At 57.7% G+C, this 24,662-nt stretch carries 24 protein-coding genes; 16 read left to right on the top strand and 8 right to left on the bottom strand.

From position 1 onward, the window contains the following. Window positions 1-88 precede the first annotated feature (88 nt). Window positions 89-1,474, bottom strand: a complete 1,386-nt coding sequence (cysS, locus tag UTM25_RS18860; RefSeq protein ID WP_029741052.1) for a cysteine--tRNA ligase — start codon at window positions 1,472-1,474, stop codon at window positions 89-91. 174 nt (window positions 1,475-1,648) lie between these two features. Between cysS and ppiB the strand changes: the two genes are divergently transcribed. The 6 genes from ppiB (at window position 1,649) to mnmH (ending at window position 6,116) form a co-directional block, all read left to right on the top strand. Next, window positions 1,649-2,143 (top strand): peptidylprolyl isomerase B, encoded by a 495-nt coding sequence (gene ppiB / locus UTM25_RS18855; RefSeq protein ID WP_023310635.1) that lies wholly within the window; start codon window positions 1,649-1,651, stop codon window positions 2,141-2,143. A 3-nt stretch (window positions 2,144-2,146) separates the two neighbouring features. Beyond that, window positions 2,147-2,869, top strand: a complete 723-nt coding sequence (gene lpxH, locus UTM25_RS18850; protein WP_194399746.1) for a UDP-2,3-diacylglucosamine diphosphatase — start codon at window positions 2,147-2,149, stop codon at window positions 2,867-2,869. A 137-nt stretch (window positions 2,870-3,006) separates the two neighbouring features. Further along, entirely contained in the window at window positions 3,007-3,216 is a 210-nt protein-coding gene (locus UTM25_RS18845) for a YdgH/BhsA/McbA-like domain containing protein (RefSeq protein WP_023336837.1), read from the top strand. Between the two features lie 171 nt (window positions 3,217-3,387). Beyond that, entirely contained in the window at window positions 3,388-3,897 is a 510-nt protein-coding gene (purE, locus tag UTM25_RS18840; RefSeq protein WP_023310631.1) for a 5-(carboxyamino)imidazole ribonucleotide mutase, read from the top strand. Then, complete coding sequence (purK, locus tag UTM25_RS18835; RefSeq protein ID WP_194399745.1) at window positions 3,894-4,961, top strand: 5-(carboxyamino)imidazole ribonucleotide synthase; 1,068 nt, start codon at window positions 3,894-3,896, stop codon at window positions 4,959-4,961. The genes purE and purK overlap by 4 nt, the downstream gene beginning before the upstream one ends. Window positions 4,962-5,045: 84 nt before the next feature. Beyond that, the gene (mnmH, locus tag UTM25_RS18830) at window positions 5,046-6,116 is read left to right on the top strand and encodes a tRNA 2-selenouridine(34) synthase MnmH (protein ID WP_194399744.1); all 1,071 of its coding nucleotides are present in this window, start codon (window positions 5,046-5,048) and stop codon (window positions 6,114-6,116) included. Between the two features lie 124 nt (window positions 6,117-6,240). Here mnmH and UTM25_RS18825 read toward each other — a convergent pair whose 3' ends face one another. The 3 genes from UTM25_RS18825 to ybbA all read right to left on the bottom strand — a co-directional run bounded on the left by UTM25_RS18825 (window position 6,241) and on the right by ybbA (window position 10,667). Continuing rightward, window positions 6,241-7,386 carry a porin gene (locus UTM25_RS18825; RefSeq protein ID WP_023310628.1) on the bottom strand — a complete coding sequence of 382 codons (1,146 nt, stop codon included), beginning with the start codon at window positions 7,384-7,386 and terminating at the stop codon, window positions 6,241-6,243. 183 nt (window positions 7,387-7,569) lie between these two features. After that, on the bottom strand, window positions 7,570-9,984 hold the full coding sequence (gene ybbP / locus UTM25_RS18820; RefSeq protein ID WP_194399743.1) for a putative ABC transporter permease subunit YbbP: 2,415 nt from the start codon (window positions 9,982-9,984) through the stop codon (window positions 7,570-7,572). Then, window positions 9,981-10,667 (bottom strand): putative ABC transporter ATP-binding protein YbbA, encoded by a 687-nt coding sequence (gene ybbA, locus UTM25_RS18815; protein ID WP_047650473.1) that lies wholly within the window; start codon window positions 10,665-10,667, stop codon window positions 9,981-9,983. Before ybbA ends, ybbP begins: the two co-directional genes overlap by 4 nt. Here ybbA and tesA point away from each other — a divergent pair. Genes tesA through UTM25_RS18800 form a run of 3 tightly spaced genes read left to right on the top strand, consistent with a single transcriptional unit; the run spans window position 10,638 to window position 12,973 of the window. Beyond that, window positions 10,638-11,261: a multifunctional acyl-CoA thioesterase I/protease I/lysophospholipase L1 gene (gene tesA, locus UTM25_RS18810; protein ID WP_032661743.1), complete on the top strand. Its 624-nt coding sequence runs from the start codon at window positions 10,638-10,640 to the stop codon at window positions 11,259-11,261. The genes ybbA and tesA overlap by 30 nt on opposite strands. A gap of 28 nt (window positions 11,262-11,289) precedes the next feature. Beyond that, a complete protein-coding gene (locus UTM25_RS18805) occupies window positions 11,290-12,060 on the top strand; it encodes an SDR family oxidoreductase (RefSeq protein ID WP_194399742.1) in 771 nt (256 codons plus the stop codon). A 58-nt stretch (window positions 12,061-12,118) separates the two neighbouring features. Then, window positions 12,119-12,973 carry a co-chaperone YbbN gene (locus UTM25_RS18800; protein WP_194399741.1) on the top strand — a complete coding sequence of 285 codons (855 nt, stop codon included), beginning with the start codon at window positions 12,119-12,121 and terminating at the stop codon, window positions 12,971-12,973. 49 nt (window positions 12,974-13,022) lie between these two features. Here UTM25_RS18800 and fetB read toward each other — a convergent pair whose 3' ends face one another. Continuing rightward, window positions 13,023-13,805, bottom strand: coding sequence for an iron efflux ABC transporter permease subunit FetB (gene fetB / locus UTM25_RS18795; protein ID WP_194399740.1), 783 nt, complete (start codon window positions 13,803-13,805; stop codon window positions 13,023-13,025). Then, a complete protein-coding gene (gene fetA, locus UTM25_RS18790; protein WP_194399739.1) occupies window positions 13,798-14,469 on the bottom strand; it encodes an iron efflux ABC transporter ATP-binding subunit FetA in 672 nt (223 codons plus the stop codon). The genes fetB and fetA overlap by 8 nt, the downstream gene beginning before the upstream one ends. 143 nt (window positions 14,470-14,612) lie before the next feature. Between fetA and UTM25_RS18785 the strand changes: the two genes are divergently transcribed. Genes UTM25_RS18785 through UTM25_RS18775 form a run of 3 tightly spaced genes read left to right on the top strand, consistent with a single transcriptional unit; the run spans window position 14,613 to window position 16,871 of the window. Continuing rightward, window positions 14,613-15,464, top strand: a complete 852-nt coding sequence (locus UTM25_RS18785) for a hypothetical protein (protein WP_194399738.1) — start codon at window positions 14,613-14,615, stop codon at window positions 15,462-15,464. Between the two features lie 43 nt (window positions 15,465-15,507). Beyond that, window positions 15,508-16,422: an SPFH domain-containing protein gene (locus UTM25_RS18780; protein WP_023310620.1), complete on the top strand. Its 915-nt coding sequence runs from the start codon at window positions 15,508-15,510 to the stop codon at window positions 16,420-16,422. Then, window positions 16,419-16,871: an NfeD family protein gene (locus UTM25_RS18775; protein ID WP_194399737.1), complete on the top strand. Its 453-nt coding sequence runs from the start codon at window positions 16,419-16,421 to the stop codon at window positions 16,869-16,871. Before UTM25_RS18780 ends, UTM25_RS18775 begins: the two co-directional genes overlap by 4 nt. Here UTM25_RS18775 and cueR read toward each other — a convergent pair. Continuing rightward, the gene (gene cueR / locus UTM25_RS18770; RefSeq protein WP_194399736.1) at window positions 16,868-17,278 is read right to left on the bottom strand and encodes a Cu(I)-responsive transcriptional regulator; all 411 of its coding nucleotides are present in this window, start codon (window positions 17,276-17,278) and stop codon (window positions 16,868-16,870) included. The genes UTM25_RS18775 and cueR overlap by 4 nt on opposite strands. 108 nt (window positions 17,279-17,386) lie before the next feature. On the opposite strand from cueR, the gene copA reads away from it, so the two are divergent. The 3 genes from copA to ybaK all read left to right on the top strand — a co-directional run bounded on the left by copA (window position 17,387) and on the right by ybaK (window position 21,409). Further along, the gene (gene copA, locus UTM25_RS18765) at window positions 17,387-19,885 is read left to right on the top strand and encodes a copper-exporting P-type ATPase CopA (protein ID WP_194399735.1); all 2,499 of its coding nucleotides are present in this window, start codon (window positions 17,387-17,389) and stop codon (window positions 19,883-19,885) included. Between the two features lie 50 nt (window positions 19,886-19,935). Beyond that, entirely contained in the window at window positions 19,936-20,730 is a 795-nt protein-coding gene (locus tag UTM25_RS18760) for a TraB/GumN family protein (RefSeq protein ID WP_194399734.1), read from the top strand. Between the two features lie 199 nt (window positions 20,731-20,929). Beyond that, window positions 20,930-21,409, top strand: coding sequence for a Cys-tRNA(Pro)/Cys-tRNA(Cys) deacylase YbaK (gene ybaK / locus UTM25_RS18755; protein ID WP_134866730.1), 480 nt, complete (start codon window positions 20,930-20,932; stop codon window positions 21,407-21,409). Window positions 21,410-21,530: 121 nt separating this feature from the next. On the opposite strand, the gene ushA is transcribed toward ybaK, so the two are convergent. Further along, a complete protein-coding gene (gene ushA, locus UTM25_RS18750) occupies window positions 21,531-23,183 on the bottom strand; it encodes a bifunctional UDP-sugar hydrolase/5'-nucleotidase UshA (protein WP_194399733.1) in 1,653 nt (550 codons plus the stop codon). Window positions 23,184-23,352: 169 nt separating this feature from the next. On the opposite strand from ushA, the gene UTM25_RS18745 reads away from it, so the two are divergent. Continuing rightward, window positions 23,353-24,561 carry an MFS transporter gene (locus UTM25_RS18745; RefSeq protein ID WP_039263970.1) on the top strand — a complete coding sequence of 403 codons (1,209 nt, stop codon included), beginning with the start codon at window positions 23,353-23,355 and terminating at the stop codon, window positions 24,559-24,561. Window positions 24,562-24,662 lie beyond the last annotated feature (101 nt).

The raw sequence follows: 24,662 nt of genomic DNA, 5'->3' as shown, positions 1-24,662 counted from the left end.
AAAACGGCAACTCAAGTTGCCGTTTTTAGTGTTTGCACCCTCTCCCTGTGGGAGAGGGCTGGGGTGAGGGCATCAGCGCGCACCGGACCTACTTACGGCGCCAGGTGGTGCCCTGCGGGCCATCTTCCAGAATGATGCCCATCTCGGTCAGACGATTGCGCGCCGCATCTGCCGCCGCCCAGTCTTTTGCCTGACGCGCTTCCAGACGCGCTTTGATCAACGCTTCAATTTCCGCCACTTCACCGTCGTCCGCCTGCGCACCACTCTGCAGGAACGCGTCCGGGTCCTGCTCCAGCAGGCCGAGCACGGAGGAGAGCTTACGCAGATGGGACGCCAGCGCATTCGCCGCGGCCATATCTTCTGACTTCAGGCGGTTCACTTCGCGCGCCATGTCGAACAGCACGGAGTAGGCTTCCGGGGTGTTGAAGTCGTCGTTCATCACCTCAACAAAGCGAGCTTCGAACGCTTCGCCACCTGCAGCAGGAACAGACCTGTCGGTCCCGCGCAGCGCGGTATAAAGACGCTCCAGCGCCGAGCGCGCCTGCTTCAGGTTCTCTTCGCTGTAGTTCAGCTGGCTGCGATAGTGGCCGGACATCAGGAAGTAGCGCACGGTTTCCGCGTCGTAATACTTCAGCACGTCGCGCACGGTGAAGAAGTTACCCAGCGATTTAGACATCTTCTCGCGGTCAACCATTACCATCCCGGAGTGCATCCAGTAGTTAACGTACTCGCCGCCGTGTGCGCAGGTAGACTGCGCGATTTCGTTTTCGTGGTGCGGGAACATCAGGTCCGAACCGCCGCCGTGAATATCGAAGTGCTTGCCCAGCTGTTTGCAGTTCATCGCGGAACATTCGATGTGCCAGCCCGGGCGGCCTTCGCCCCACGGGGATGGCCAGCTTGGTTCGCCCTCTTTGGACATTTTCCACAGCACGAAGTCCATCGGGTTACGCTTCACGTCAACCACGTCAACGCGCGCACCGGCCTGAAGCTGGTCCAGATCCTGACGGGAAAGCGAACCGTAGGTTGGGTCCGTCGGCACCGAGAACATCACGTCACCGTTGTCCGCAACGTAGGCGTGACCGCGTGCGATCAGCTTTTCGGTGATCTCGATGATTTCGTGAATATGGTGGGTCGCGCGCGGCTCGCTGTCCGGGCGCTGAATATTCAGAGCGTCGAAATCTTTGTGCATTTCGACGATCATGCGATCGACCAGCGCAACGAAGCTTTCGCCGTTCTCATTAGCGCGCTTGATGATTTTATCGTCGATGTCGGTGATATTACGCACGTATTTCAGGGTATAGCCCAGAAAACGCAGGTAGCGTGACACCACGTCAAAAGCGACAAAGGTACGGCCATGCCCAATGTGACAGAGATCGTAAACCGTAATACCACACACGTACATGCCGACTTCCCCGGCATGGATAGGTTTAAATTCCTCTTTTTGGCGCGTCATTGTATTAAAGATTTTTAACATCGAAGATTCCATGTAAACACGTGTGTGGTTGAAAACCGGCTATTCTACCCGTAATTCAAACCCGAAGCAGCACACAATGCAAGGTGATCGCATCCTGTGGTTATGCTATAACAAGCCCCTATAGATGACCCGAACGCGGGTCGACGTACCACAATAACGGAACAGGATGCAAAAATGGTTACTTTCCACACTAATCATGGCGATATCGTAATCAAAACCTTTGATGACAAAGCGCCTGAAACAGTTAAAAACTTCCTGGACTACTGCCGCGAAGGTTTCTACAACAACACCATTTTCCACCGCGTGATCAACGGCTTTATGATCCAGGGCGGCGGTTTCGAACCTGGCATGAACCAGAAAGAGACCAAAGAAGCGATCAAAAACGAAGCGAACAACGGTCTGAAAAACACCCGCGGTACGCTGGCAATGGCCCGTACTCAGGCTCCGCACTCTGCCACCGCGCAGTTCTTCATCAACGTGGCTGACAACGACTTCCTGAACTTCTCCGGCGAAAGCCTGCAGGGTTGGGGCTACTGCGTATTCGCAGAAGTGGTTGAAGGTATGGACGTGGTTGACAAGATCAAAGCCGTCGCTACTGGCCGCAGCGGTATGCACCAGGACGTTCCTAAAGAAGACGTTGTGATTACAAGCGTGACCGTCAGCGAGTAATTCGTGGCGACACTCTTTATTGCGGATCTGCATCTGCAAACAGAAGAACCGGCGATAACCGCCGGTTTTCTGCGTTTTTTACGCGGTGAAGCGAAAAGCGCCGATGCGCTGTACATCCTGGGCGACCTCTTTGAAGCCTGGATTGGCGACGACGACCCTAACCCGCTGCACCGTGAAATGGCAGCCGCCATTCACGCCCTCGTGGATTCCGGCGTTCCCTGCTACTTCATTCACGGCAACCGTGATTTCCTGATCGGCAAGCGCTATGCCCGCGAAAGCGGCATGACGCTGCTGCCGGAAGAGCAGGTGCTCGATCTCTATGGCCGCAGGGTCCTGATCATGCACGGCGACACGCTCTGCACCGACGATACCGGCTACCTGGCGTTTCGCGCTAAAGTCCACACACCGTGGATCCAAAAGGTGTTCCTTGCGCTGCCGCTGTTTATCCGCAACCGCATCGCCGCCAGAATGCGAGCGGGCAGTAAAGCCGCCAACAGCAGCAAATCCATGACAATCATGGACGTGAACCCGCAGGCCGTGGTGAGCGTAATGGAAAAGCATGGCATTCAGTGGTTGATCCACGGTCATACGCACCGTCCTGACGTCCATTCCCTTATCGCCAACGGCGAAGCGGCCCATCGCGTGGTGTTGGGTGCCTGGCACACCGAAGGCTCCATGGTCAAAGTCACTCCAGAGGACGTGGAGCTGATCGCGTTTCCGTTTTAACCCCTCACACTATTATTCTATTTTTTTGAACAATATCGGCAAATTGTTTCGATTTTAATCAGCACGTGGTCGGCCTATTATTTATCACATCAGGGCAACACGCCCTATCCCAGATAAAATACTTAAGGAATACGACCATGAAATCCATCAAAACTTTCGTTGCAGTTGCCGCTCTTTCCCTGGTTTCTTTCGGTTCTTTCGCTCAAAGCGTGAGCGCAACCGCCTCTACCCTTGACCGCGCAGAAGCGAAAATCGCCGCGCAGGCCGCTGAACAGGGTGCCTCTTACAAAATTACCAGCGCGCAGTTCAACAACCGCGTACACATGACAGCCGAACTGACTAAATAATGATTGCCAAACAACGAAAACAGACCGCCAGAACGCGGTCTGTTTTGTTATGAACGGATGGCAACAACGGCTCAAGATTTAACCGCGCAACCGTTTTCCTTGCCCGTATAACATGCTATTCTCTGTGCCCTCGAAAGCAGTGTGTTTCGCACCACAGGAGTTTTAAGACGCATGTCTTCCCGCAATAATCCGGCGCGTGTCGCCATCGTGATGGGGTCCAAAAGCGACTGGGCTACCATGCAGTTCGCCGCCGAAATCTTTGAAATCCTGAATGTTCCGCACCACGTTGAAGTGGTCTCCGCGCACCGTACGCCGGACAAACTGTTCAGCTTCGCCGAAAGCGCCGAAGAGAACGGTTATGAGGTGATCGTTGCCGGTGCGGGCGGCGCAGCACATCTGCCAGGCATGATTGCCGCCAAAACCCTGGTGCCGGTACTGGGCGTTCCGGTCCAAAGCGCCGCGTTAAGCGGTGTGGATAGCCTCTACTCCATCGTCCAGATGCCGCGCGGTATTCCTGTCGGCACGCTGGCGATTGGTAAAGCGGGTGCTGCCAATGCCGCCCTGCTGGCGGCGCAAATTCTTGCGACGCACGATAAAGCATTACACCAGCGTCTGGCGGAGTGGCGTAAAGCCCAGACCGACGAGGTACTGGACAATCCGGACCCGCGGGGTGCGGCATGAAGCAGGTTTGCGTCCTCGGTAACGGCCAGCTAGGCCGCATGCTGCGTCAGGCCGGTGAGCCGCTGGGTATTGCCGTCTGGCCCGTCGGGCTGGACGCCGAACCGGAAGCCGTACCGTTCCACCAGAGCGTGATCACCGCCGAGATCGAACGCTGGCCGGAAACGGCTCTGACCCGCGAGCTGGCGCGTCATAACGCCTTCGTTAACCGCGACGTGTTCCCGATCGTTGCCGACCGTCTGACGCAAAAGCAGCTGTTCGACAAGCTCGGTCTGCCGACCGCGCCGTGGCAGCTCCTGTCCGATAAAAGCGAGTGGAATGACGTTTTCGCGATGCTGGGCGAGCTGGCAATCGTGAAGCGCCGCGTGGGCGGCTATGACGGCCGCGGCCAGTGGCGCCTGCGTGCAGATGAAACGGCAGAACTGCCGGACGACTGCTACGGCGAGTGCATCGTTGAGCAGGGCATCAACTTCAGCGGTGAAGTGTCGCTGGTTGGCGCGCGCGGGCAAGACGGGCATACCGTCTTTTATCCGCTGACGCATAACCTGCATCAGGACGGCATTCTGCGCACCAGCGTCGCCTTCCCGCACGCCAATGCTGACCAGCAGGCGCAGGCGGAAGATATGCTCTCTGCCATCATGCACGAACTCGGGTATGTAGGCGTCATGGCGATGGAGTGCTTTATCACCCCGTCCGGTCTGCTGATCAACGAACTTGCGCCGCGCGTGCACAACAGTGGCCACTGGACGCAAAACGGCGCGTCCATCAGCCAGTTCGAGCTGCACCTGCGCGCGATCGCCGACCTGCCGCTGCCGCAGCCGGTGGTGAACAGCCCGTCGGTGATGATCAACCTGATCGGCACCGATCTGAACTACGACTGGCTGAAGCTGCCGCTCGTGCATCTGCACTGGTATGACAAAGAGGTCCGCGCGGGTCGTAAGGTCGGTCACCTGAACCTGAACGACAGCGACACGGGCCGCCTGAGCGCCACCCTGGAAGCCATGATCCCGCTCCTGCCGCCGGAATATGCGAGCGGTATTGTCTGGGCACAGTCAAAGCTCAAGTAAGACATCTGCGCCGGGGAGTTGACCTTCCCCTTCCCCGGCGTACAATCCCCGCCCATTGCTGCTGAGTTTTCTTCTGGAATAACCATGAACGATGGAACGGACTATCGCGCGATCCTCGCGTCTGATACCCCTTTAATCGACGTTCGCGCGCCGATCGAATTTGCCCAGGGCGCGATGCCTGCGGCGATCAACCTGCCCTTAATGAACGACGACGAGCGCGCCGCCGTCGGCACCTGCTATAAACGCCAGGGCCCCGAGGCCGCGCTGGCGCTCGGCCATCAGCTGGTGAGCGGCGAGACGCGTGAGGCACGCATCAACGCCTGGCGCGAGGCCAGCCTTGCCCATCCTGAGGGCTATCTCTGCTGCGCGCGCGGCGGCCAGCGCTCGCATATCTCTCAGGCCTGGCTGAAAGAGGCGGGCGTCGACTACCCGCTGATCCGCGGCGGCTATAAGGCCCTGCGTCAGACGGCGATTCAGGTGACCATCGAGCAGTCACAAAAGCCGATGGTGCTTATTGGCGGCTGCACCGGAAACGGTAAAACCCTGCTGGTGAAGCAGCACGCGCAGGGTATCGATCTGGAAGGGCTGGCGCACCATCGCGGTTCGTCGTTTGGCCGCACGCTCACGCCGCAGCTTTCCCAGGCCAGCTTTGAAAATCACCTTGCGGCTGAGCTCCTGAAAAAAGATGCCGCGCGCTGGGTGCTGGAAGATGAAGGCCGGATGATTGGCTCCAACCACCTGCCGGAGTGCCTGCGCGACCGCATGGCTGAAGCTCCTATCGCTGTCGTCGAAGACCCGTTTGAAATTCGTCTTGAACGCCTGCGCGAAGAGTATTTCGACCATATGTGGGCGGATTTTTCTGCCGCCTACGGCGAGGAAGCGGGCTGGAAGGAATACAGCGAGTACCTGCATCACGGCCTGTTCGCCATTCGCCGCCGTCTGGGGCTGCAGCGGCATGCAGAATTCACCGCGCTGTTAGATTTCGCGCTGCTGGAACAGCAACGCTCCGGCAGCACGGACGCGCACTTCAGCTGGCTTGTACCGCTCCTGAACGACTATTACGACCCGATGTACGGCTATCAGCTGGAGAAGAAAGCGGAGAAGATTGTCTATCGCGGGACGTTTGAAGACGTTGCCGAGTGGCTTGATCGCTGAAAAACAAGGCCGGGTGGCGAGGTAAAAGCAAAACGGCAACCGGGGTTGCCGTTTTAATGTTTATTCCCTCTCCTTGTGGGAGAGGGTCAGGGTGAGGGCATCAGACCGCACCCAACAAGACGACTTAGAAGTCGTAACGCAGACGCACCAGGTTCATGTCGCCCAGGTTGTCGGTGCTGGAGGTGAACACGTGTTCGTAATCCACGCGGAAACCGTAGTCCAGCTGGAAGCTGATACCCACGCCGTTGTCGATGCGCTGGTAGTTACGGCCGTTCACGTACTCAATACGGTCACCCATGAAGTAAGGCTGGATGGATTTAACCGCGTACTGACCGATTGGGAACTTGTAGCCCGCAAAGTATTCAATACCCCATGCATCACCGGCGAAGTAGTCGTTAACAGACACTTTTTTGGTGGTCAGGAAGTTCTGGTACCAGCCGCCGCCAGCGGAGAAGGTCCAGTTGTCCGGCGTCCAGCTCAGCGCGGTACCGAGGATGTTCTGGTCGTAGGTTTTGCTGTCGCCGTTGTCAGGGTTACGCATGTCCGCGCGGGTGTAGTTCCACGCCGCGCCCCAGGTCAGGTCGGTGGTCAGGTGGTAATCCAGACCCAGCGAGCCGCCGCCTTTACGCTTGTAGCGCAGGCCGTTGCCCGGCAGGTATTCGCTGTCTTCAAACAGGTAGGATGCATAAATGTCGGCATCACCCACGGTTTTCTTATATTTCAGCATCTGGCGTGAACGGTAAGAACCGTCGTAATCGCCGTTGATACCGTTACCCGGAGCCTGACCGATCATATCGTAGTCCCAGATATCGGTTTTCGCGCCCACCACATCATAGTAAACGCTGTTCTGTTGACCGAAGGTCAGCGTACCCCAGGTGTCGCTCTTCAGACCGGTGTAGAGCATACGACGCGTGGTGTCGTGTGCGCCGTCGGCGTAGTGGTGATCCCAGTTAAACTGCGCAGGAATATTGACACCCAGCTCGTAGTAGCTGATCCAGCTGATGTCATCAAACAGGTAGTAATCAGCCGCGAAACGGAAACGGGTGCCGCCGTCAAAGCCGTTACGCTTGTAGCTGTTTTTACCGTCGTCGCCGGTCATGTTCTGGAACTGAGGACGAATACTGCCGCCAACGGTAAAGTTCAGGCGGCTCAGCGGGTTACCCGCCTGAGGATCCTGCTTAAGAACGGTGATTTCCGCCTGAGAAGCGAACGTAGTCAATGCCACTGCCGCGCCGATCGTTGCCGCCAGCGCTGATTTTTTTATAGTCATTATTTTTCCTTAATAGACACGCTGCTAAATATTTAGCGAGTGAATATTAACTGGAAATAATCGGGCTGTGTGGTCGGTTTTTTAATGTTTTGTGCTACTAAATTAGCGGGTATTATCACTTTGTGCTATTTAAACGCTGCGCACCGGCATTAAAACCCGGCGCGCAACTATCACTGTGCTAAATCAACTCGCAAACTGACGGAACAGAGCTTTCCCCTTTAACAGCCGCGTGCCGAGCCAGCCTCCGCAAAGAGAAAGCAGCACCGCGCCGCTGAGAGGCAGGATCAACCAGAGACGCCAGTCAGGCTCCCACGGGAAGTCAAAGACCTTTGTCTGCAGCACCGCCAGCGCCGTTTCCGCGCCAATGGCCGCTACCAGACCCGCCACCAGCCCCAGCAGCGCAAACTCGCTCCAGAGCGTCATCCGCAGCAGCCGCTTTCCGGCACCCAGCGTGCGGTAGACCACCAGCTCCTGATGGCGCTGGCGCATGCCCACCTGTACCTGAGCCAGCAGCAACAGCACGCCGCAGATCGTCACCAGCACCACCATGACCTCCAGCGCGCGGCTCACCTGCTCCAGCACCTGCCCTACCTGCTTCAGGATCGCCCCGATATCCAGCAGGCTGACCGTTGGAAACTCCCGGTTGAGCTGGGTCAGCATGCCGTTGCCGTTTTCCCAGCGGAAGCTGGTCAGCCAGCTCTGCGGCTGCCCGTCCAGCGCGCCCGGCGGGAAGATAAAGAAGAAGTTGGGCCGCAGGCTTTCCCAGTCCACTTTACGCAGGCTGGTGACTTTCGCGGTAAAATCCTGGGTATCCCCTGTGAAGGTGACACTGTCTCCCAGCTTCACGTTCAGCCGCGTCGCCAGTCCCTCCTCCATCGACACCTCTCCCGCTTTCGGCGGCCAGGTGCCGGCGGTTATCGGGTTATGGTCAGGGCGTTTCTCCTGCCAGGTCAGGTTCAGCTCGCGGTTCAGCGACTCGTCCTTGTTCCCCTCCGCTGGCTGACCGTTGATCTGCGTCAGACGCGCGCGCACGATGGGATAGAACGACTCGGGGATAATGTGATGCTCCGACAGGAAGCCCTTCAGCGGCGTCACCTGCTCAGGCGCGATATTGATCAGGAAATAGTTCGGGCTTTCCGGGGGAAGCTGCTGCTGCCAGCGATCCAGCAGATCGCCGCGCAGCACTAACAGCAGCGCCAGCAGCATAAACGACAGCGAAAACGCCGACAGCTGGCTGAGCGTTGACCACGGCTGATGCAGCAGGCGGTTGACCGCCAGGCGCACGGGCAGCGATTTTACCGTCAGCCGCTTCAGGACGTTGAGCAATACCCAGCCCAGCACGCCGCACAGCAGCGCCAGCACAACCGCCCCGGCCAGCACCGCCCACAGCAGCGTGCTGCCGCCCATCAGCCACGCAAGCAGCCCCACCGCTACGACAATAATCACCGGTAGGTAGAACTTCAGCGGCCAGACGTTCGCCACCACATCGTTGCGAAGCACGCGCAGCGGCTGCGTGGCGAGCAGCAGGCGGTAAGGTCGGAGCCCCACCAGCAGCGAAATCACCGTCATTGCGCCCATCGCCCACAGCCACGGCCAGAGGCTGGCCGGCGGCAAGGCGGCCGGGAGCACCGGCTTCAGCATCACTATCAGCAGTTTTTCAAACAGCAGCCCCATTATTCCCCCGGTCAGCGCGGACAGTACCAGCAGCATCAGCCACTGGCCGACGATCAGCTTACGCAGCTGCGCCCTGCCCGCCCCCAGGGTTTTGAGGATCGCCACCAGGTCGTAACGGCTGCGGCAGTAATGCCCCATCGCCACGGCAACCGCCGCCACCGCCAGCAGCAGGGTCAACAGTGCCGAAAGCAGCAGGAACTGCTGAGAACGTTCAAGTGATTTACCGAGCGCCCCCTCGTCCTGCTCCAGCCCGTACCAGCGGTGTTCCGGTTTGAGCTGCGGCAGAAGCCATTTTTCGTACGCATCCAGCTGGGCAGGCGTGCCGCCAAACTTATAGCGCCAGGTGACGCGGCTGCCCGGCTGTACCGCATGGGTTGCCGCGACATCCGCGGTGTTCATCAGCAGGCGCGGCGCGAGCTGGAAGGGGTTAAAGCCGGAATCGGGCTCCTGCACCACCTCCCCGGCAATCTTGAGGGTGGCGTCGCCGACGTCGATGCTATCGCCGGGTTTCAGGTTCAGAAGCGCCATCAGACGTGATGCCAGCAGCACCGTGCCGGGCTTGGGCTTCAGCCCGGGCGGGTTGGTCTGCAGTTCGCCGTACATCGGGTAGATATCATCGACGGCTTTAACGCTGGCGAGCTGCGGCGTGTCGCCCGCAAAGGTCATGGTCTGGAAGCTTATCTGCTCCCCCATCTTCAGCCCTTCTTTACGCGCTTCGTCAATCCAGCCCGACGGCACCGGACGGGAGCTTTGCAGCGCCCGGTCACCCGCCATAAACTCCCGGCTCTGCTGGCTGAGCCCTTTTTCCATGCGGTCGCTGACGCTGCCGAGCGCCAGCACGCAGGCCACCGCCAGGCTTAGCGCCAGCCAGACAATCAGCAGCGAGGGCGAGCGCCACTCGCGCCAGAACCAGCGGGTAATCATGCCTCCTCCTGAAGAATACCGTTGACCAGACGCAGGCGACGGTCGCAGCGTGCGGCGAGCTGCGGATCGTGGGTTACGAGGATCAGCGTGGTGCCGTGCTCGCGGTTGAGCGAAAACAGCAGGTCGGCAATTTTGTCGCCGGTTTTACGGTCAAGGTTACCGGTGGGCTCATCGGCAAACAGGACTTCGGGACGACCGTTAAACGCCCGCGCCAGCGCCACGCGCTGCTGCTCGCCGCCGGAGAGCTGTGCGGGAAGATGATCGAGACGCTTGCCCAGACCGAGCTGCTCCAGCAGCGCCTTCGCGTGCGCCCGGCTTTCACGGCTGTTTTCACCGCGCAACAGCGCCGGGAGTTCGACGTTTTCCAGCGCGTTCAGGGTTGGGATCAGCATAAAGGACTGAAAGACAAAACCAACGTGACGCGCGCGCAGCGCGGCCCGCGCCTCCTCATCAAGCTGATGCAGCGGTTGCCCGACAAGATGGACCTCGCCGCTGCTGCCGTCGTCCAGACCGGCCAAAATCGCCAGCAGCGTGGACTTGCCGGAGCCGGATTCGCCAATCAGCGCGATGGTTTCAGCGCGTTTGACAACGAGTTCAACTCCAGTAAGGATGGAAAGCTCGTGTTCCCCCTGACCGACGGACTTCTTAAGATGATGAACTTCAACACTGTTTTCCGCTGGCATTTGCCCTTCCTGTTTTTGATTCTGATGACCTTCCGCGCGGCGGCAGCGGACACGTTACTGGTTCTCGGCGACAGCCTGAGCGCAGGCTATCGCATGGCGGCCAGCGCGGCCTGGCCCGCTCTGCTCAACGACAAATGGCAGAGCAAGACGTCGGTAATCAACGCCAGCATCAGCGGCGATACCTCGCAGCAGGGCCTGTCGCGCCTGCCTGCGCTGCTCAAACAGCATCAGCCTCGCTGGGTGCTGGTGGAGCTTGGCGGTAACGATGGATTGCGCGGTTTTCAGCCTCAGCAAACCGAGCAAACGCTGCGCACCATTTTGCAGGACATTAAGGCGGCAAACGCCCAGCCGCTGCTGATGCAAATTCGCCTGCCCGCCAACTACGGTCGTCGGTATAATGAAGCCTTTAGCGCGATCTACCCTAAGCTTGCCAAAGAGTTTGATATTCCGCTGCTGCCATTTTTTATGGAAGAGGTCTATCTCAAACCCCAGTGGATGCAAGACGACGGGATCCACCCCAATCGCGATGCTCAGCCGTTTATTGCCGACTGGATGGCAACGCGGCTGGCTCCTTTAGTTAAACATGACTCCTGATTAAGCGGAGATCCTGACAGGTAAAGTTATGCAAAAATCGGTCTTAATTACAGGATGTTCCAGTGGAATCGGCCTGGAAAGCGCGCTCGAACTGAAGCGCCAGGGGTTTCGGGTGCTGGCGGCCTGTCGCAAACCCGACGATGTCGAACGTATGAACGGGCTGGGCTTTACCGGCGTGCTGCTGGATATGGACTCGCCGGAGAGCGTTGAACGCGCCGCCGATGAAGCGATCGCGCTGACCAACAATCGTCTGTACGGGCTCTTTAACAATGCCGGCTACGGCGTGTATGGCCCGCTGGATACGCTCTCCCGCGAAACGCTGGAGAAACAGTTTTCGACCAACTTCTTCGGCGTGCATCAGCTCACCATGCGTCTGCTCCCCGCGATGCTGCCGCACGGTGAAGGGCGCATCGTGATGACATCGTCAGTGATGGGGCTGATTTCCACCCCGGGCCGCGGCGCCTACGCCGCCAGCAAATATGCGCTGGAGGCCTGGTCCGACGCCCTGCGCATGGAGCTGCGCCACAGCGGCATCAAGGTCAGCCTGATTGAACCCGGCCCGATCCGCACCCGCTTTACCGAAAACGTGAACCAGACCCAGGCGGATAAACCGGTCGAGAACCCCGGCATTGCCGCACGTTTTACCCTCGGGCCAGAGGCAGTGGTGGCCAAAGTGCGCCATGCTTTTGAGAGCGAACATCCCAAAATGCGCTATCCGGTAACGCTGGTCACCCACGCCGTAGGCTGGTTAAAGCGCCTGCTGCCGGGCCGGGTGATGGACAAAATTTTGCACGGTTGAGTTGAAGCGACGACGCTCATCCCCATGTAAAGAACAAACCGACAAAAGAGAAAGCCGCATGTCCGTAGAGAATATCGTCAATATTACAGAAGCTAACCTGCAACAGACCCTTGAACAGTCGATGACCAAACCGGTCCTGTTCTACTTCTGGTCTGAACGCAGCCAACACTGCCTGCAGCTGACGCCGGTGCTGGAAAGCCTTGCTGCCCAGTACAACGGTCAGTTCATTCTCGCCAAGCTGGACTGTGACGCCGAGCCGATGGTGGCGTCTCAGTTTGGTCTGCGCGCCATCCCAACCGTCTATTTGTTCCAGAACGGTCAGCCCGTTGACGGTTTCCAGGGGCCGCAGCCGGAAGAGGCTATCCGCGCCCTGCTGGATAAAGTGCTGCCGCGCGAAGAAGAGCTGAAAGCGCAGGAAGGCATGGCGCTGATGCAGGAAGGCAAATACGACGAGGCGCTGCCGCTGCTCAAAGAGGCGTGGCAGCTGTCGAATCAGAACAGCCAGATCGGCCTGCTGCTTGCGGAAACGCAGATCGCCCTGCACCGCTCAGAAGACGCGGAAGCCGTACTCAAAACGGTTCCGCTGCAGGATCAGGACACCCGCTATCAGGGTCTGGTCGCACAAATTGAGCTGCTGAAACAGGCCGCGGACACCCCGGAAATTCAGCAGCTGCAGCAGCAGGTTGCCGACAACCCGGCCGATGCCGCGCTGGCAAGCCAGCTGGCGCTGCAGCTGCACCAGGTGGGGCGTAACGAAGAGGCGCTGGAGCTGCTGTTCAGCCACCTGCAAAAAGACCTGGCAGCCGCAGACGGTCAGGCGCGTAAGATGTTCCAGGAAATTCTGGCCGCGCTAGGCACCGGAGACGCGCTGGCGTCGAAGTATCGTCGTCAGCTGTACGCGTTGCTCTACTAACAAAAAAATGCCCGGTGGCGCTAACGCTTACCGGGCCTACAAAACAGGCTTAACCCGTTTTCTTTAATTGCGTCACCACCAGCTGGTGGCGCGCGTTGTAGAACTTCCGATAGGTCAGGTAGCAGGCAATGATGGTTGACAGGCTTGCCGTGGAAAGCAGCATAAATGTCACCATGATCTGATACTTAATCGCTTTTACCGGATCGATACCGGCAAAAATCAGCCCCGACATCATGCCAGGCAGGCTCACCAGCCCCACCGTTTTGGCTGAATCGACCGTTGGGATCAGCGATGAGCGAATGCTCTCACGAATCAGCCGCGCCGAGGCCACTTTAGGCGTCGCCCCCAGGCTTAATTTCTCCTGTAGCTGCTGCTGTTCACTGCTGAAACGCTGGCCGAGATTGTTATAACACAGCCCAACGGCCACCATGGCGTTCCCCGCAATCATCCCGGATATGGGGATAACCTGCATCGGCGTAAACGCAATCGAGCCGGAGAGCACCAGCACCGCCAGAGTGAGCGCCGTCCCGGTGGTAATGGCGATAAACGACGAGATAAACGCTTTATCAATGTATTTACTGCGTTTTTTCGCATTCCACGCTGCGTTAAAGCAGATAAAGAGCACCATCAGCAGCGTCAGCATCGCGTGGTTGACGTTGAATATATACTTCAGCACATAGCCGACGATGATGAGCTGAATCACCGCGCGGCAGATACTCCACACAATATCTTTTTCCAGCCCCAGCTTTTCCCGGTAGCTGACCACAATCGCAATCAGTACCAGCACCATCGAAAACGCCAGGGATTCATTGGTAATGTTATGCTCACCCACGGTTAGCCTCCTGCATTTTCCCGCCGTGCGGCTGAAGCGTAATCACGTCATCCGCATGGGTAATTTCGTTAGCGTCGTGCGTCACCCACAGCACGGCAATGTTCTGCTCCCGGGCGTAGCGATGAATAATCTCGTTAACGTTGCGCTTGTTGGCGTCATCGAGCGCGCTGGTAATTTCGTCGAGCAGCAACACCTTCGGTAAAAACTGCAGGTTGCGGATCAGCGAGACGCGCTGCTTTTCTCCACCCGACAGCGCAGTGATGGATTTGGTCAACGTCTCCTGCGCCAGGCCAAAGCGGGCGAGATCGCTGATAAATTTTTCCGGCTCCGGCGTTTTATTACGGATTTGCCACGGGAAAATCAGGTTGTCATAGACCGTATCGCCAAAAAGCACGGGGGTCTGCACGCAGTAGGAGACCTGCTGGCGGTAGCTTTCCGGGGACAGGGTCGCGATATCCTGTCCTTCAAACAGAATGGTTCCCTCCGTCGGGCTGAGGAGGGAAGCCACAATCTTCAGCAGCGTGCTTTTACCGCAGCCTGACGGTCCCGTGATTAATTTAAACTCGCCCGGCGAGAGGCTAAATCCGACGTGTTGAAGAATAATGTTTTCCCCGACACGAAATCCGATATCCCTGAGATGTAATAGCTTTTTTTTATCGTTCATTACGCTTCCGTTAACCGCTTCGTGTAATAACCGTCTGTAGCATAATCCTTTCGCCTGCACAGAGCGAATAGCCTCACGCTAAAGCAAGTGTTAAACTTTTTGTTTGTAATTTGTCACCACCATCACTACAGGAAGTAAGCAGCATGGCACATATCTTTTATGAGTTTCCTTCCCTGAAGCCTGGTGTTCCTGATGTCGAAACATTAATGGAAGTCATCAAATCGTCGGAACTCACGCGTTTTGTCATTGGTGCAGAGGTGGTGGATTTTGTTAAGAAGGCGCTCATCGTGAACACCACGATCGGCAGTTTCAAAAATTGCTATTTCGCCTTCGACAACGGGACACACTTTCTGGAATTTGACGGCAAGGGAAAATCAAAACGTTTCAATGAGGTACCCGACTGGTTCGTCTCTCCGGCTGAATTTTCTCGTACCCAGTGGCTTATCAACCACGATCTTGCGGATGTAAAGGCCACCCAATTCATTGACGTGCTGATGTCCTACCCGCTGAAAGCGCGCCGCGCGCACTGCAATTTGTTATTCGGGCTGGAGCTGGAAAAGGTGAATGCGGTTCCGGCCGCAGCGTCAGCCGCAGGGAAAATCGGCAATAAAAACGGTAAAACGACCAAACCGCGCGTGACCGATCTGGGATCGTTTGAATTGTTCAGCCAGTTCTTTGCGCGCATGAAAACCGCCGTGCTGGCCGATGAGTTTCCCACCCTGCAGGTCCTGACGGGCATGGATAACCTGACAAAAGCGCCGCATAATTTAAAGCAGGGTATCAGAACGTGGTTCAAAGCCATCGCGGGCGACCTTCCACCGAATAACAAACGCGTAGAAGCGGGGAATGCCGTTCTGTTCTGCGCCCCTATCCGCGAACAGATCCAGCGTATCGAAGCGCTGGGGCTGGAGAAGTACTACCAGGGATTATCTAAAGCCATTGCCGAAGCCGGTGATGGCTTCATCTCTGACTTTACCTATACTTACGAGCAATAAACACACACATCTCTCGTCACAGCATGCAAAACAGGAGGTTTTTATGCTTATCGTTGTTCCTGTCCTTATTTTTGTTGCGCTGGTTATTGTGGGCGCAGGCGTCAAAATTGTCCCGCAAGGGTATCAGTGGACCGTTGAGCGTTTCGGTCGATATACCAATACCCTCCAGCCAGGCTTAAGCCTGATTGTTCCGTTCATGGACCGCATTGGTCGCAAGATCAACATGATGGAACAGGTACTGGACATTCCTTCTCAGGAGATCATCTCCAAGGATAACGCCAACGTCACCATCGACGCCGTCTGCTTTATTCAGGTGATTGATGCGCCGAAAGCGGCCTATGAGGTCAGCAACCTGGAGCTGGCGATCGTCAACCTGACGATGACCAACATCCGTACCGTGCTCGGCTCGATGGAGCTGGACGAAATGCTTTCCCAGCGCGACAGCATCAATACCCGCCTGCTGCACATTGTCGATGAGGCAACGAACCCGTGGGGGATCAAGGTCACCCGTATTGAGATCCGCGACGTGCGCCCACCGGCGGAGCTGATCGCCTCCATGAACGCCCAGATGAAGGCCGAGCGAACCAAGCGCGCCTACATTCTGGAAGCCGAAGGGGTGCGTCAGGCGGAGATCCTCAAAGCGGAAGGGGAAAAACAGTCGCAGATCCTGAAAGCGGAAGGCGATCGTCAGTCCGCATTCTTACAGGCTGAAGCGCGTGAACGTTCGGCAGAAGCGGAAGCCCGCGCCACTCAGATGGTGTCCGAGGCGATTGCCGCCGGTGATATCCAGGCCGTGAACTACTTTGTCGCGCAAAAATATACCGACGCGCTAAAACAGATCGGCTCGGCGAACAACAGCAAGGTGGTGATGATGCCGCTGGAGGCCAGCAGCCTGATGGGCTCTATCGCCGGTATTGCCGAACTGATTAAAGACAGCGGAAACGAGCGTAAAAAATGATTGAGCCGATCGTTGCACATCCTCATGCCTTCTGGCTAAGCCTCGGCGGCTTATTGCTGGCGGCGGAGATGCTGGGCGGCAACGGCTACCTGCTCTGGAGCGGTGTTGCCGCCGTCATTACTGGCCTTCTGGTCTGGATCCTGCCGCTGGACTGGGCGTGGCAGGGCGCGCTATTTGCCGTGCTGACGCTGGTGGCCGCGTGGCTGTGGTGGCGCTGGCTAAACCGGCGGGTTAACGAGCAAAAACCGCTGGACGCGCACCTTAACCAGCGCGGACAGCAGATTGTCGGCAAGCGTTTTACGCTCGACACCGCGCTGGTAAACGGGCGCGGGCACATGCGCGTGGGCGACAGCTCGTGGCCGGTGGTCGCCGACGACGACCTCAGCGCCGGCACGCGGGTTGAGGTCATTGCGGTGGAAGGCATTACCCTGCGGGTAAAAGCCTGTTAGGCAGAGGCCTTACGATGACAGCAGCCGGCAAGATTATCGATAATCGGGCAGTCGGCGCTGTCATCCCCCGGACAGGATTCCGCGAGCTGCAGCAGCTGTTCGCGCATCGACTGCAGCTCGATGATGTGGCGTTCAATTTCGGCCACTTTTTCCAGCGTGCGTTTTTTCACGTCGGCGCTGTGACGCTTCGGATCGTTGAACAGGTTCACCAGCTCGCCGCACTCTTCCAGATTAAACCCGACCTGTCTTGCCTGGCGCAGCAGCGTCAGCTCATCAATATGCAGTTTCGTATAGCTGCGGTAGCCGTTTTCGCTGCGCAGCGGTGGCGTCACCAGCCCCTTCTCTTCATAAAAGCGGATTGCCTTGCTGGTTAAGCCGGTTTTTTTTGCCACGTCACTGATATTCACATTTCCCCCTTGACCTTCCCCTTGATGGAAGGTTTAACCTTCATAACAGTTAGCGAAAAGCGTTACTCAGGTCAACTACTGACCAGTTCATTATACGGGAGTTTTGTTATGTCTCACACTATCGACCTGACGCTGGACGGCCTCTCATGCGGCCACTGTGTCAAACGCGTTAAAGAAAGCCTGGAACAGCGCCCTGACGTTGAAAGCGCTGACGTGACTATCGATCATGCCGCCGTCACCGGCAGCGCCAGCGCGGATGCGCTGATCGATACCATCAAGCAGGCCGGTTACGGGGCGGAGTTAAGCCACCCAAAGGCTAAACCGCTGGCAGAGTCATCATCCCCGTCGGAAGCGCTGACAGCGGCCACTCCTGAGCTTCCGGCAGCTGATGATATTGACGACAGCCAACAGCTGCTGATCAACGGCATGAGCTGCGCCAGCTGCGTCTCCCGGGTACAAAACGCCTTGCAGGCCGTACCGGGGGTCGCGCAGGCACGGGTCAATCTTGCGGAGCGTACTGCGCTGGTGATGGGCAGCGCCTCCGCCGCAGATTTAGTGCAGGCCGTTGAGAAAGCGGGCTACGGGGCGGAGGCCATCGAAGATGATGCCGAGCGCCGCGAGCGCCAGCAGGAAACGGCTATCGCCACCATGAAACGCTTCCGCTGGCAGGCGATTGTCGCCCTGCTGGTGGGTATTCCGGTGATGGTGTGGGGCATGATGGGTGACAACATGATGGTCACCGACGACAACCGCACGCTGTGGCTGGTGATTGGCCTGATTACCCTTGCGGTGATGGTGTTTGCAGGCGGGCATTTCTATACCAGCGCCTGGAAGAGCCTGAAAAACCGCACCGCGACGATGGATACCCTGGTCGCCCTCGGGACCGGCGCGGCGTGGCTCTATTCGATGAGCGTGAACGTCTGGCCCCAGTGGTTCCCGATGGAAGCGCGACATCTCTACTATGAAGCGAGCGCGATGATTATCGGCTTGATTAACTTAGGCCATATGCTGGAAGCCCGCGCCCGTCAGCGTTCCTCGAAAGCGCTGGAACGATTGCTCGATTTAACCCCGCCGACGGCCCGCTTGGTCACGGACGAGGGGGAAAAGAGCGTCCCGCTGGCGGAAGTTCAGCCCGGCATGACGCTGCGCCTGACGACGGGCGATCGCGTTCCCGTTGACGGTAAGATAACCCAGGGCGAAGCCTGGCTGGATGAAGCGATGCTGACCGGCGAGCCTATCCCTCAGCAGAAATCAGACGGCGACGCCGTTCATGCGGGTACGGTGGTGCAGGACGGCAGCGTGCTGTTTACCGCCAGCGCCGTCGGCAGCCACACGACGCTGTCGCGTATCATCCGCATGGTGCGTCAGGCCCAGAGCAGCAAGCCGGAAATTGGCCAGCTTGCCGACAGAATCTCGGCCATTTTTGTGCCGGTGGTGGTCGGCATTGCCCTGCTGAGCGCGGCTATCTGGTATTTCTTCGGCCCGGCACCGCAGATTGTTTACACCCTGGTGATCGCCACCACGGTGCTGATCATCGCCTGTCCTTGCGCCCTTGGCCTGGCGACTCCGATGTCGATTATCTCCGGCGTAGGCCGCGCGGCCGAATTTGGCGTACTGGTGCGGGATGCGGATGCGCTGCAGCGGGCCAGCACCCTGGACACGCTGGTGTTTGATAAAACCGGCACGCTGACCGAAGGCAAACCGCAGGTGGTCGCCGTCCACACCGTGGGCATTACGGAAGAGGAGGCGCTGCGTCTCGCCGCCGCGCTGGAGCAAGGCTCAAGCCATCCGCTGGCGCGCGCCATTCTCGATAAAGCGAATGCTTCTGCCCTGCCGCAGGTCAGCAGTTTCCGCACCCTGCGCGGGCTCGGCGTCAGCGGTGAAGCAGAAGGACACGCGCTGCTGCTGGGCAACCAGGCATTGTTTAATGAAAACGGTATTGATACCGCCGAGCTGGAAAGCGAGCTGAAGGCGCAGGCGTCTCAGGGCGCTACGCCGGTTCTGCTGGCTGTGGATGGCAAAGCCGCCGCGCTGCTGGCCGTGCGCGATCCGCTTCGCCAGGACAGCGTGGACGCCCTGCAGCGTCTGCACCGTGCGGGCTATCGTCTGGTGATGCTGACCGGGGACAATCCGACAACGGCCAACGCCATCGCGAAAGAAGCCGGAATTGATGAGGTCATTGCAGGCGTGCTGCCGGACGGTAAAGCGGACGCCATCAAGAAGCTGCAAAGTCAGGGTCGTCAGGTGGCGATGGTCGGCGACGGCATCAACGATGCCCCGGCGCTGGCCCAGGCGGACGTGGGGATTGCCATGGGTGGCGGGAGCGATGTCGCCATCGAAACCGCTGCGATTACGCTGATGCGCCACAGCCTGATAGGCGTTGCCGACGCGCTGGCCATTTCAAAAGCCACGCTGCGCAACATGAAGCAGAACTTACTGGGAGCGTTCGTCTATAACACCCTCGGTATCCCAATCGCGGCCGGGATTTTATGGCCGCTGACCGGCACGCTGCTTAACCCGGTGGTCGCGGGCGCGGCGATGGCGCTCTCCTCCATTACCGTGGTGAGCAACGCCAACCGTCTGCTGCGCTTTAAACCGAAGGATTGAACCTTGTACCCGTACGCGCTAGCATGAACCTTTCCATTCATGGAGCGCGTATGGGTCTGTTTAATCGTATAAAAGCATCGTTTCGCGCCCTCTTTCCTCGCCGTTACGCCTGGCCCGGTCTGGATATCTCTCTCCCCGGCGGGCAGCACCTTCATCTGGTCGGCAGCATCCATATGGGTACACAGGATATGTCTCCCCTGCCACCCGGGCTGATTAAACAACTGAAACGCGCCGACGCGCTGGTCGTTGAGGCGGACATTTCGGGTCAGGAGTCGCCGTTTGCCGGGCTGGAAAGCGATCTCAGCCTGGCGGAACGTCTGGATGATGCCCGGCTTGCCGAACTGACGCGCGTCGCGGATGAAACCGGCGTGTCGCTCTCCATGATTGACACCCTGCCGCTCTGGCAAATTGCGATGGTGCTGCAGGCCACGCAGGCGCAGCGTCTGGGACTGCGCGGTGACTACGGCATTGATTACCAGCTGCTGAACGCGGCAAGGGCGCGCAGCCTGCCCATCATCGAGCTGGAAGGGACGGACAGCCAGATTGCGCTTCTGCGGCAGCTTCCCGACGACGGCCTGATGCTGCTGGATGATACGTTGACCCACTGGCATACCAACGCGCGCCTGCTACAGACCATGATTGGCTGGTGGCTGGACGCGCCGCCTGAGGACGGTAAGCTGGCGTTACCGTCTACATTCAGCGAATCGCTGTATGATGTGCTGATGAATGCGCGCAACAAAGCCTGGCGGCAGACGCTGCATGCTTTGCCCGCGGGGCATTACGTGGTGGCGGTTGGGGCGTTACATTTGTACGGAGAAGGGAATTTGCCGTCACTGTTGAAATAAAAAAATGGCCAATATTTCTATTGGCCCGTCAAAGAGGAATTTCATCGTTTTTATTATGCCGAAGGAGACCTTCGGTTGAGCCGATTGTCGCTCAAAGTGACCATCACTGCCAATACTATTGCGCAAGATGGTGCTATTTTTTAGACAAACGTCAGGCGTATGCTGTGGGCATGATTTGTCTGTCGTAAGAAGGATAGCTATGACTCCCGCCGTTAAATTACTCGAAAAAAACAACATTTCTTTCCGGATCCACACTTACGATCACGATCCGCATGAAACTAACTTTGGTGATGAAGTGGTGCGCAAGCTGGGGCTTAATGCGGACCAGGTTTATAAAACGCTGCTTGTGGCGGTGAATGGCGATATGAAACACCTCGCCGTCGCGGTTACTCCGGTGGCGGGGCAGCTGGATCTGAAGAAAGTCGCCAAAGCGCTGGGGGCGAAGAAGGTGGATATGGCGGATCCGATGGTGGCGCAACGCACCACGGGCTATCTGGTGGGCGGGATCAGTCCGCTCGGGCAGAAAAAACGCCTGCCGACGCTGATTGATGCCCCTTCACAGGAGTTTGAAACCATCTTTATATCCGGCGGCAAACGCGGGCTGGATATCGAGCTGGCGGCGGGTGACCTGGCGAAAATGCTGGACGCGAAGTTTGCGGATATTGCGCGGCGGGATTGAGAAAATTGCCCGGTGGCGGCTGCGAGGTAAAAGCAAAACGGTAACAGGCGTTACCGTTTTTTGTGTTCGCGCCCTCTCCCAGTGGGAGAGGGTTGGGGTGAGGGCATCAGGCCGCACACCACTACTGCCAGCTCACCTCACCTTTCGGCTCGTACGCATTCACGTCAATCGGCGAATTCTGCTCGATAAACTGCTTCAGCACTTCCGCGTCGATAAAGCCGGTATTCACGTATCCCGGTTTGTTATCAATATGCGGATAGCCGTCGCCGCCGGTGGCGTTAAAGCTTAACGTCGCCAGACGGTAAGTCCTGGCCGGGTCAACCGGTTCGCCTTTGATCTTCAGGTCGTTAAGCTTGCCGTCCTTCGCGACGAAGCTGACGTTAGCAAACTGCGGATAGGCCCCGGAATCCGGCTTCATCTGCGCCACGGCGGTCAGGTAGTCAATCACCTCTTTCCCGCTCATGTCCGCATAGACCACCACGTTGCCGAACGGCTGCACCTTCAGGACGTCTTTATAGGTAATGTTTCCGCCCTCGATGGAATCACGAATACCGCCGCCGCTCATCACGCCGAAGTCAGCGCCGGTACGCGCCATTTGCGCCGCCAGCACCAGGTGCCCCATGTTGGTCTGCACGAAGCGAACTTTACTGCGGTCCCCCTCCAGACGACCGTTCAGCGTGCCGATTTTCACGTCCAGCTGCGCCTTGCCTTTGTTCTGGAACGGCGTCAGCAGGGAGAGCATCTGCTGGTTTTCAGCGATCTCTGGCGTGTAGAGTACGCGCTCACTTTTCCCGTCCGGGTAGGTGACTTTCTTCTTCAGGTTGACCGGGATGAGCTGATAATGAACCAGCTTCATTTCGCCGTTACGGAACTCGAAATCCGCCCGGCCGACGTATTTGCCCCACTCGTGCGCCTGAACAATCCAGATACCGTTCTGACGGTCCGGCGCGCACGGCGTGCCCGGCACGTAGTCCACCTGCTTTTTGTTCTCCGAGGCCATACACACCGGATCCTGTGAGTGACCGCCCACAATCATTGCCAGCGAGCCCGCGGGCAGGCTGCGCGCCATTTCCACGTCGCCGGGCGCGTTAGAGCCGTGCTCGCCGTTGTCGTAGTGCCCCATGTGCGTGGTGGCGATAATCACGTCCGGCTTCTCGTTTTGCTGCAGCTCCTGAATTACCAGCTTCGCTTCGTCTGCCGGTTTGCGGAATTCGATATCGGTAAAGAACTCGGGGTTACCAATTTTCGCCGTATCGTCAGTGGTTAAGCCGATGACCGCGATCTTCAGATCCTGACGCTTAAACAGCGCCCACGGCTTAAACAGGCGCTCGCCGGTACTTTTCTGGTAAATATTGGCGGAGAGGAAGGGGAATTTGGCCCATTTTTCCTGCTGACGCAGCACGCTCAGCGGATTATCAAACTCATGGTTACCCACGGCCATCGCGTCGTAGCCAATCAGGTTCATGCCCCGAAAATCGGGTTCGGCGTCCTGTAAATCGGATTCCGGCACGCCGGTATTAATATCGCCGCCTGAGAGCAACAGCACGCTGCCGCCCTGAGCCGCCACCTCTTTACGAATGCCGTCCACCAGCGTTTTTTGTGCCGACAGGCCATATTCGCCGTATTCACTGCGCCAGAAATGACCGTGGTGATCGTTGGTATGCAGAATGGTGATTTTATAGATTTTGTCTTTTTCATACGCCTGCGCGGGCAGGCTTACCAGGCCCCATGCGGCGAAGAGCGCCAGCGCGACGCCCCGCTTCATTAACTTCATCTTCTCTCTCCCTGACCAATAGACAAAGGCAAAAATTACAGTGACTCACAATAATAGACAAATAAGTTTTCAGAATTGCGACTTTCTTCAAATGTCCCGGGCGGGTATGTTAGTCGGATAATAATTACACCCTGCACCTCTAATAACTAAAGACGTGGTACTTCTCTCTATGGCAATCAGTGAATCAACCCAGCCCGTTCCGGGCGCGCCGGCGTCGCGCACCTCCTTTAAAGTCTTAGGCGCAATCAGTCTCTCGCACCTGCTCAACGATATGATCCAGTCGTTGATTCTGGCCATTTATCCGCTGCTGCAGTCCGAGTTTTCATTAACTTTCGTGCAGATAGGGATGATCACCCTGACCTTCCAGCTGGCTTCTTCGCTGCTGCAGCCGGTGGTGGGCTACTGGACGGATAAATATCCGATGCCCTGGTCGCTGCCGATTGGCATGTGCTTTACCCTAAGCGGGCTGGTGCTGCTGGCCATGGCGGGGAGTTTTGAAGCGGTGCTGGTTGCCGCCGCGCTGGTGGGCACCGGCTCGTCCGTTTTCCATCCGGAGTCTTCCCGCGTGGCGCGTATGGCTTCAGGGGGGCGTCACGGGCTGGCGCAGTCACTCTTCCAGGTTGGCGGTAACTTTGGTAGCTCTCTCGGCCCGTTGCTGGCCGCGGTGATTATTGCCCCTTACGGTAAAGGCAACGTGGCCTGGTTTGTGCTGGCCGCGCTGCTGGCGATTATCGTGCTGGCGCAGATCAGCCGCTGGTATGCCGCTCAGCATCGCGTGAATAAAGGAAAACCTAAAGCGAAGGTTATCAATCCCCTGCCGCGCAACAAGGTTATCCTGGCGGTTTCCGTACTGCTGGTGCTGATTTTCTCGAAATACTTCTATATGGCGAGCATCAGCAGCTATTACACCTTTTATCTGATGCAAAAATTCGGATTATCGGTACAGAATGCGCAGTTCCACCTGTTTGCCTTCCTGTTCGCCGTCGCGGCCGGTACGGTCATTGGCGGGCCTGTGGGGGATAAGATTGGGCGTAAATATGTCATTTGGGGCTCTATCCTCGGCGTAGCCCCCTTTACCCTCATTTTGCCGTACGCAAGCCTTGAATGGACGGGAATTTTAACCGTGATCATTGGTTTTATCCTCGCATCGGCGTTTTCCGCCATTCTGGTTTATGCCCAGGAGCTGCTGCCTGGCCGTATCGGTATGGTTTCCGGACTGTTTTTCGGTTTCGCCTTCGGCATGGGTGGGCTTGGTGCGGCGGTGTTAGGGATGGTTGCGGATCACACCAGCATCTTCCTGGTTTATAAAATCTGCGCTTTCCTGCCACTTCTTGGTATGTTAACCATATTCCTGCCTGATAACCGTCATAAAGCATAAGTTACGGGAAGCCAAAGTTTAACTTTGGCTTCCCGATACCCTGATGCCATAAGGGTTTCCTCTTCATACCCTCACTGAATTTATCAAAATGCGCTTTTTTA

The organism is Enterobacter sp. 61D5, from assembly GCF_034107965.1.
In the GTDB taxonomy this organism is placed as follows: Bacteria; Pseudomonadota; Gammaproteobacteria; order Enterobacterales; family Enterobacteriaceae; genus Enterobacter; species Enterobacter cloacae_M.
This window is presented reverse-complemented; position numbering and strand designations above follow the sequence as displayed.

What these genes read in the sequence shown, in the direction of transcription:
- cysS (WP_029741052.1), bottom strand. Translation starts at nt 1,474, where the DNA reads ATGTTAAAAATCTTTAATACAATGACGCGCCAAAAAGAGGAATTTAAA.
- ppiB (WP_023310635.1), top strand. Translation starts at nt 1,649, where the DNA reads ATGGTTACTTTCCACACTAATCATGGCGATATCGTAATCAAAACCTTT.
- UTM25_RS18845 (WP_023336837.1), top strand. Translation starts at nt 3,007, where the DNA reads ATGAAATCCATCAAAACTTTCGTTGCAGTTGCCGCTCTTTCCCTGGTT.
- purE (WP_023310631.1), top strand. Translation starts at nt 3,388, where the DNA reads ATGTCTTCCCGCAATAATCCGGCGCGTGTCGCCATCGTGATGGGGTCC.
- purK (WP_194399745.1), top strand. Translation starts at nt 3,894, where the DNA reads ATGAAGCAGGTTTGCGTCCTCGGTAACGGCCAGCTAGGCCGCATGCTG.
- mnmH (WP_194399744.1), top strand. Translation starts at nt 5,046, where the DNA reads ATGAACGATGGAACGGACTATCGCGCGATCCTCGCGTCTGATACCCCT.
- UTM25_RS18825 (WP_023310628.1), bottom strand. Translation starts at nt 7,386, where the DNA reads ATGACTATAAAAAAATCAGCGCTGGCGGCAACGATCGGCGCGGCAGTG.
- ybbP (WP_194399743.1), bottom strand. Translation starts at nt 9,984, where the DNA reads ATGATTACCCGCTGGTTCTGGCGCGAGTGGCGCTCGCCCTCGCTGCTG.
- tesA (WP_032661743.1), top strand. Translation starts at nt 10,638, where the DNA reads ATGAACTTCAACACTGTTTTCCGCTGGCATTTGCCCTTCCTGTTTTTG.
- ybbA (WP_047650473.1), bottom strand. Translation starts at nt 10,667, where the DNA reads ATGCCAGCGGAAAACAGTGTTGAAGTTCATCATCTTAAGAAGTCCGTC.
- UTM25_RS18805 (WP_194399742.1), top strand. Translation starts at nt 11,290, where the DNA reads ATGCAAAAATCGGTCTTAATTACAGGATGTTCCAGTGGAATCGGCCTG.
- UTM25_RS18800 (WP_194399741.1), top strand. Translation starts at nt 12,119, where the DNA reads ATGTCCGTAGAGAATATCGTCAATATTACAGAAGCTAACCTGCAACAG.
- fetA (WP_194399739.1), bottom strand. Translation starts at nt 14,469, where the DNA reads ATGAACGATAAAAAAAAGCTATTACATCTCAGGGATATCGGATTTCGT.
- UTM25_RS18785 (WP_194399738.1), top strand. Translation starts at nt 14,613, where the DNA reads ATGGCACATATCTTTTATGAGTTTCCTTCCCTGAAGCCTGGTGTTCCT.
- UTM25_RS18780 (WP_023310620.1), top strand. Translation starts at nt 15,508, where the DNA reads ATGCTTATCGTTGTTCCTGTCCTTATTTTTGTTGCGCTGGTTATTGTG.
- UTM25_RS18775 (WP_194399737.1), top strand. Translation starts at nt 16,419, where the DNA reads ATGATTGAGCCGATCGTTGCACATCCTCATGCCTTCTGGCTAAGCCTC.
- copA (WP_194399735.1), top strand. Translation starts at nt 17,387, where the DNA reads ATGTCTCACACTATCGACCTGACGCTGGACGGCCTCTCATGCGGCCAC.
- UTM25_RS18760 (WP_194399734.1), top strand. Translation starts at nt 19,936, where the DNA reads ATGGGTCTGTTTAATCGTATAAAAGCATCGTTTCGCGCCCTCTTTCCT.
- ybaK (WP_134866730.1), top strand. Translation starts at nt 20,930, where the DNA reads ATGACTCCCGCCGTTAAATTACTCGAAAAAAACAACATTTCTTTCCGG.
- ushA (WP_194399733.1), bottom strand. Translation starts at nt 23,183, where the DNA reads ATGAAGTTAATGAAGCGGGGCGTCGCGCTGGCGCTCTTCGCCGCATGG.
- UTM25_RS18745 (WP_039263970.1), top strand. Translation starts at nt 23,353, where the DNA reads ATGGCAATCAGTGAATCAACCCAGCCCGTTCCGGGCGCGCCGGCGTCG.